The following is a 6,458-nucleotide window of genomic DNA, read 5'->3' as shown; positions in this document are numbered from 1 at the left end:
ATCGCAGTGTCATGGTTGCGGATGTGGGCCAGTTCATGCGCGACCACGCCGGCCAGTTCCTCGCGCGTGAGGCTGCGCATCAGGCCCGAGGTCACCGCCACCGCGGCATTGGCGGGGTTGCGCCCGGTGGCAAAGGCATTGGGCTGTGGGGTGTCGATCAGATAGACTGTGGGCTCGGGCAGGCCCGCGTTTCGGGCGAGCTGTGCCACCAGGTCATGCAGGCCCATCCGGTCCCCGGGCGCCACCGGCTGGGCATTGTTCATGCGCAGGACCATACGGTCCGAGTTCCACCAGGTGAATCCGTTCATCCCCGCCGCACCCACCAAGGCGATCACCGCGCCGCCGGACCCGCCGATCAAGTAGCCCACGCCCATGAAAAGCGCGGTCATCGCCGCCATCAGAACCGCTGTTTTCAGATAGCCCATTGTCGTCTCCGGAACCTTATCTCGCACTAACCAAGGAGATATGGCGAGGTTTCCGAAGGCTGCAATGACCTGTTATTCAAAAGGCAGCCGACTCGGAATGGTCCCCCCCGTCGGGACTGTTCCCTACTTGAACGCATTTCCATCGACGCGATCAGCATGCGCAGCGGATGCCCGGCCCGGCAACCTCGGCTTCTTTTGGGCAGCAGTCAGGATAGCCGGGAGAGGCTGTTGGTGGCCATCGGAACGATGAAGCGGGCGCGCTCCCCGCGCAAGGCTGTGATCGACGGTCTCCCTTGCCCCCCAACCAACTCTCCCCACGATCATGGGGGCAAAACGATGTCCTCGGTGGCGCGGCTAAGTTCGTCCAATAAAGCAGTACAATCCCGCGACTGGTCCACTTCCGCGTCTCAATCGAGAGGATGAAGCACCCGATGAAGAAAATTCCGTATGTGAGGCTCTTACGGATCGCGAAGGACAGCTTGCGCTGTCCCTTCCTCGACGATTGCGCCGCCTTCGAGGAAAAGCACCCTGCCGGCCAGCTCTCGCGCAAAGCCCACCTCGTGCGTGACCACGACCATGGTCATACTTTCCTCGGCCACTTGCCTCATGACGCGGAGCAGATCGCCTATGAGTTCTGGCCCATCCGAGACAGCGGAAACCAAGTCGGCTCAGCCGCAATTTTCAACACCCGATTAGAGGGCAGGAACGGATCATCCGTAACCAATTTGATCTTGCGATGCTGAACGACAGATCCCACGCACCACAGCGCTTTGTCGATCAGGCTATAGATCTCGTCCCGGCAATCGGTATCGCGATCAAAGCGCGACAGCCAATAACACACGGCATAGGTAATCCCGGCTTCTTCTTAGGCCAGCACCCTAACATCCGGGGTCGGATTTTGCTGGGTAAGCGTGGCTTTGATACTGCAACACTCCGCCACCACCTACGCCGGCTCGTAGTGCGCCTGGATCGTAGCCTGGATCTTCAGCGTCGCCGTGGCCTGCTTGTAACGAGAAATCAGCATGTCTTGTCCCCGTCCCGGACCTCGCCCAAGACCGTTCTTGCCATGAACAACCCAGTCCGGCGAGGATTTATGTGATCGTCCGGGATCGGACACTTAGCCAGTCAGCCCTGTCCGTCCGACCGGCACCCGGCCCGTTCCAGCATAGCATGCAGCAGCACGTCGGCCCCTGCGGCCAGATCCTCGGGCGCCGTGTATTCCTGAACATTGTGGCTGATCCCGTCCCGGCACGGAACGAAGACCATCGCCGTCGGCGTCAGCGCGGCGATATTGGCGGCGTCGTGCAATGCGCCGCTGGGCAACCTTAGATAATTCAGGTCCAGCGCGCTCGCCGCGGCCTCGACCAAGGCGACGCAATCGCCGTCGAACAGCCGCGGCGGTATGGCTAAACGCTCGGACACCTCAGCCGCGCAGTCATATTCGGCGGCGGTGGCCCGGCAGACTTCAGCGCAAATCCCGGTCAGCCGGACAAGCACCTCCTCGTCGGGATGGCGGATGTCGATAACCAGATCGGCATGTCCCACGATCGTGCTGGGGCCGTCCGTCGCGGCAGCCAAGCGCCCGACGCTGACCCGGGCATCGGACCCGGCCGCAAGCCCGGCCCGGTGAAGGGCCACCAGCATCGCCCCCGCGGCCAGCAACGCATCCTTGCGCGCGCCCAGCGGCGTGGTGCCGGCATGGGCATCGCGCCCGGTGATCGCCACATCCAGCCAGCGCAGACCCTGCACCGAGGTGACTACCCCGACCTGCGCCCCGGCATCCTCGAGAATTGGGCCTTGTTCGATATGCAGTTCGAAGAAGGAGTCGAGCGTCAGGTCCGCCGGTACCATGTCGCCGCGCCAGCCGGTACGGGTGGCTTCGTCGGCAAAGCGCGCGCCATCCGCCGACACGATATTGTCCAGCGTCTCGTCAGCGATCCGCCCGGCGAACCATGCTGAGCCGAGAAGACCGGGGGCAAAGCGGACCCCTTCCTCGTTGGTCCAGTTGATCACCGCCAGCGGCGCCTCAGTCTCGATCCCGGCATCGTTTAGCGCCTCGACCGCCTCGAGCGCGGCCAGAACACCGGAAATGCCATCGAACCGGCCACCATGCGGCTGGGTGTCCAGATGGCTGCCCGCTGCGACAACCGCACGGCCCGGGTCTCGCCCGGGGCGCAGGGCGAACATGTTTCCGGCTCGGTCCGAGCGCAGGGTCAACCCCGCATCTCGGCACCATCCTGCGAACAGTTCACGGGCGGCGGCATCTTCGTCCGACAGGGCCAGACGGCAGTTGCCGGTTGTCTCGATGGTACCGATCCGGGCCAGATCCATATGGCGCGACCAAAGGCGATCCGCGTTGACATGCGGCGCGTTGGTGCGGCTGCGGCGGGCTGCGCCGCTCACAGACCCCGGTCCTTTCTTCCCGACACCAGTTGCGAGATCATCACCGCCAGCACCAGCGCCCCACCATAGAACAAGTCCTGCACGAAGGTGCGGAACCCGAGTATCGAAAGCCCGTTGATACCCGTCACCAGGAAATAGACCGCGATGACCGATCCCCAGGGATTGAACCGGCCAGGGCGGATGCAGGTTGATCCCAGAAAGGCGGCGGCAAAGGCCGGGAGCAGCAGGAAGGTGCCCGAACTGGGGTTCGCAGATCCGGTTGTTCCGGTGTACAAAATGCCGGCAAAAGCCCCCAGCATCCCCGACAGCACAAAGGCCGTCAGCCGGACCCGATCCACAGCCACCCCGGTCAGCCGCCCCACCTCGCGACCGCGGCCGGTGAACAAGAGTTGCTGGCCGAAGGCGGTGTAGCTCAGCATATACCAGATCGCGACCGCCAGCCCGATAGCGTAGTAGAACGCGATCGGCACCCCGAACACCCGCTGGATGATCACCCATTCCATCAGCATCGGATGGACGCCGGAAATGGTCTGAGAATTTCCGATCCACAGGGTGATCCCATGCAGGAACGTGCCGACGCCCAGCGTCACGATCAGCGAGTGTACCCGGAAATAGAGCGTGATCGCACCGTTGATCAGACCGATCAGGGCGCCAAGGGCGAGGCCAATCGGCAACACCAGCGCCAACGGCAGATCCATCCGCGCGTCCAGAATGGCCACGGTCATCGACACAAGGGTGAGGATCTGCGCGATCGACAGGTCGAAATCGCCGGCGGTCAACGGGATCATCAGCCCCAGCGTCACGATTACGAGCACCGCCTCGGAGCCGAAGATGGTCGAGAAATTCGACCAGGTCAGAAAGGTATCGGGCCGCAACGCGCCGAACAGTGCGATGAAGGCCAGCCAGACGATGATCAGGCCGAACCGTTCCAGTTGATAGCTGAGATCGCTCTTATGCATGTTCTTCCGCCATTTCATAGCAGGCCTTGGCAATTGCCGCTTTGGTCACGCCCGCCCCTTTGAGTTCCGCCTTGATCCGGCCCCTGTCAAAGACGAGGACCCGGTGCGCGATGATTTCCAGTTGTTCGAATTCGGACGTGGCGCAGATCACCGCGCCGCCGCCGGCGCAGAGCGCCAAGAGGTGGTCATAGATCTCCTGGCGCGCGCCCACGTCGATCCCCTGTGTCGGCTCGTCCAGCAGGACCAGTCGCGGGTCGAGCTGAAGCCATTTTCCAAGCACCAGTTTCTGCTGGTTTCCCCCTGACAGTTCCGCCGCCGGCTGATCGGGCGCGGTAGCCTTGACGCGGAACCGGGCCATCAGATCGGCGGTGACTTGACGATTGTGGCGATGATTGAGCGCCAGGCTACCGCGCAGCCGTGGCAGGGTGGCGTTCTCGGTCAGGCTCAGCTCCGGCGCGATACCGGCGGTCTGGCGGTCTGCCGGGATCAGCGCGATACCCGCCGCTATGCTTTCCGCCGGGTTCATCCACGCCAGATCGTATGTGCGGCCATTCAGGATCAGCTCCCCGGCGCTGGCAGGTCGCGCACCGGCGATCAGCATCGGCACCTCGTCGTGTCCTGCGCCGATCAAACCTGTCAGCCCCAGGATCTCGCCCGGTTGCACCGACAGCGCGACATCTTTCAGGATCGCGCCGGTCAGCCCGCGCACCTCAGCGACCGGCGCGGCCGGGGTCAGGGTCGAAACCCGGCGATCCGCCGAGACGGCGCGGCCGACGATGGCCTCGACCAGGTCGGCCCGGCTGGTCTTGGCGGTCTCGAAGGTTCCGATCACCTTGCCGTCACGCAGCACGGTCGAGCGGTCGGTGACCTCGCGCACCTCGTCGATATCGTGGCTCACGAAAATGATCGAGACACCGCGTGCGGTCAGCCGCCGGATCAGGGCGAACAGCTCGCGCACGTCCTCCTGCGGCAGGAACGGCGTCGGTTCGTCCAGCACCAGTATGCCTGGAACGCCATGGCTCCGATGTTCCAGCACCCGGTCAGCGGCGCGCACGATGGCAAGCTGGGCCCGCTGGACCGGCGAAAGATCCGCGACGACGTGGTGTGGAGAAAGCTCCAGATGGTGTTCGGCGAAAAGTTCGCGGGCACGGTTGGCCTCGGCCCCCCAGTTGATCCACCAGGGGTTCAGGCGCTCGTGATCGCCTGCGATCAGGTTCTCCAACACCGTCGCCTCGGGCAGAAGACCGAGGTTCTGATGTACGAAGGCAAGGCCGTGCGCCTCGCTTTGGCCCAGCGGCATCGGCAGCGCGACAGCCCGGCCGTCGATTTCCAGCGTCCCGGCATCGGGCGCATGAAACCCCGAAAGCACCTTGATAAGGGTCGATTTCCCCGACCCGTTGGTGCCCAGCAGGCCATGCACTTCGCCCGGGGCAATGGTCAGGTCCGCGCAATCAAGCGCGCGGACCCCGCCAAAGGTCTTGGTCAGCCCCCTCAGGGCCAAACGTGGAGTGCCTGTTTGGCTCACTCCGTCACCTTCCACAGATCGCGGTACCCCGCGACATAGGCATCGCCATAGCCCTTGGAGGCTTCGGCCGGGTTGCCAACCTCTGAGATGTTTCCGGCGGTGAACACCCGCAGCGGCACCTTGCTGTCGGTCACCGGTTCGAGCCCGCAGATCAGCCGCATCTCGGCATCCAGCATCGCATGAGCGATCCAATCCAGGTTCTCACCGATGTCCATTTCGACCGCGCCGTCGCGGATCAGGTCCAGCACGAAGGGCGTGCCGTTGAAGGTGGCTACCTTGACCTTGTCGCGCTTGCCCGAGATGGCGATAGCAGGGGTCACGAAGCTGGACATGCTGTCATAGATCGGGATCACATAGTTGATGTTCGGATTCGCCTGCAACTTGCCCTGAACGGTGGGCTGAATGCGGGTGGCCCAGTCGACGATCGGCACGTTGACGATCTCATAGGTACAGTCGGGGCATTTGGCGAAGGCCTCGGTCAGACCGTCGGTCAGGCTGTCGGTCGATAACGCCTCGTTCGAGACGATGATCAGTGCGTTCACCTTGGCCCCGGTCTGGGCAATGGTCCAGTCGGCCATAAGTTTGCCCGCCTGTTTGTAGTCGATGGCGGTATTTGCATCGACGCCGGCCGGCGCCGGGATTTCAAGCCCGGTCAGGTGCGAGGTGACCACCTTGACCCCCGCCGCCTGCGCCGTTTTCACCTGCGGTTCGAAAAAGCGCGGATCGGCTCCGGCCAGAAGCGACACCACATCGAAACCGTTGGTGGCGGCGTAGTCCATACCCTGGATCCACTGGGTCGGATTGCCCTGGTTCTCCCACTGGGCATGTTCGAAACCCAGTTCGTCGGCCAAGGCGTCCTTGGCGTCGGCAATGGTCTTAATGAAGGGGATCGCACTGGAGGCGGGTACCGTCAGGATAGACTTGCCCTCCATGCAGGCGCGCGCATCGAAAGGTTCGCCCGGCGGGGTGAATTCGGGAATGCCCGAATAGGCCTCGATATTGGCCTTGGCTGCGGCCACCGGGTCATCCTGGGCCAGGGCCGGCAGGGCCGTGCCCATCATCAGGGCGGAAATCAGCCCCATTGTCTTGAGCGTCCTTGTCATTTCGCAGTCTCCCTTGTTGGATTGATTGTTGTTGGATGCCGTG

6 protein-coding genes are annotated in these 6,458 nt (G+C 63.5%); 1 reads left to right on the top strand and 5 read right to left on the bottom strand.

Features of this window, described 5'->3' with window-relative positions; genetic code table 11:
* A partial coding sequence (locus tag ABWV23_RS21100) for a M48 family metalloprotease (RefSeq protein ID WP_353351439.1) occupies positions 1-425 on the bottom strand: 425 nt, incomplete at its 3' end.
* A gap of 419 nt (positions 426-844) precedes the next feature.
* Between ABWV23_RS21100 and ABWV23_RS21095 the strand changes: the two genes are divergently transcribed.
* Positions 845-1,168, top strand: coding sequence for a hypothetical protein (locus ABWV23_RS21095; RefSeq protein WP_353351437.1), 324 nt, complete (start codon positions 845-847; stop codon positions 1,166-1,168).
* Between the two features lie 382 nt (positions 1,169-1,550).
* Here ABWV23_RS21095 and ABWV23_RS21090 read toward each other — a convergent pair whose 3' ends face one another.
* From ABWV23_RS21090 to ABWV23_RS21075, 4 genes are read right to left on the bottom strand one after another with little or no spacing between them, the layout of a single operon-like run.
* A complete protein-coding gene (locus ABWV23_RS21090) occupies positions 1,551-2,828 on the bottom strand; it encodes a M20 family metallo-hydrolase (protein ID WP_353351435.1) in 1,278 nt (425 codons plus the stop codon).
* Entirely contained in the window at positions 2,825-3,787 is a 963-nt protein-coding gene (locus tag ABWV23_RS21085; protein WP_353351433.1) for an ABC transporter permease, read from the bottom strand. Before ABWV23_RS21085 ends, ABWV23_RS21090 begins: the two co-directional genes overlap by 4 nt.
* On the bottom strand, positions 3,780-5,312 hold the full coding sequence (locus tag ABWV23_RS21080) for a sugar ABC transporter ATP-binding protein (RefSeq protein WP_353351431.1): 1,533 nt from the start codon (positions 5,310-5,312) through the stop codon (positions 3,780-3,782). Before ABWV23_RS21080 ends, ABWV23_RS21085 begins: the two co-directional genes overlap by 8 nt.
* Positions 5,309-6,415: a sugar ABC transporter substrate-binding protein gene (locus ABWV23_RS21075; RefSeq protein WP_353351429.1), complete on the bottom strand. Its 1,107-nt coding sequence runs from the start codon at positions 6,413-6,415 to the stop codon at positions 5,309-5,311. The genes ABWV23_RS21080 and ABWV23_RS21075 overlap by 4 nt, the downstream gene beginning before the upstream one ends.
* Between the last annotated feature and the right edge of the window lie 43 nt (positions 6,416-6,458).

The organism is Aquicoccus sp. SU-CL01552, assembly GCF_040365005.1.
Lineage (GTDB): Bacteria > Pseudomonadota > Alphaproteobacteria > Rhodobacterales > Rhodobacteraceae > Antarcticimicrobium.
Note: the sequence above shows the minus strand (reverse complement) of the source record. Positions and strands in the feature narration are given on the sequence as shown.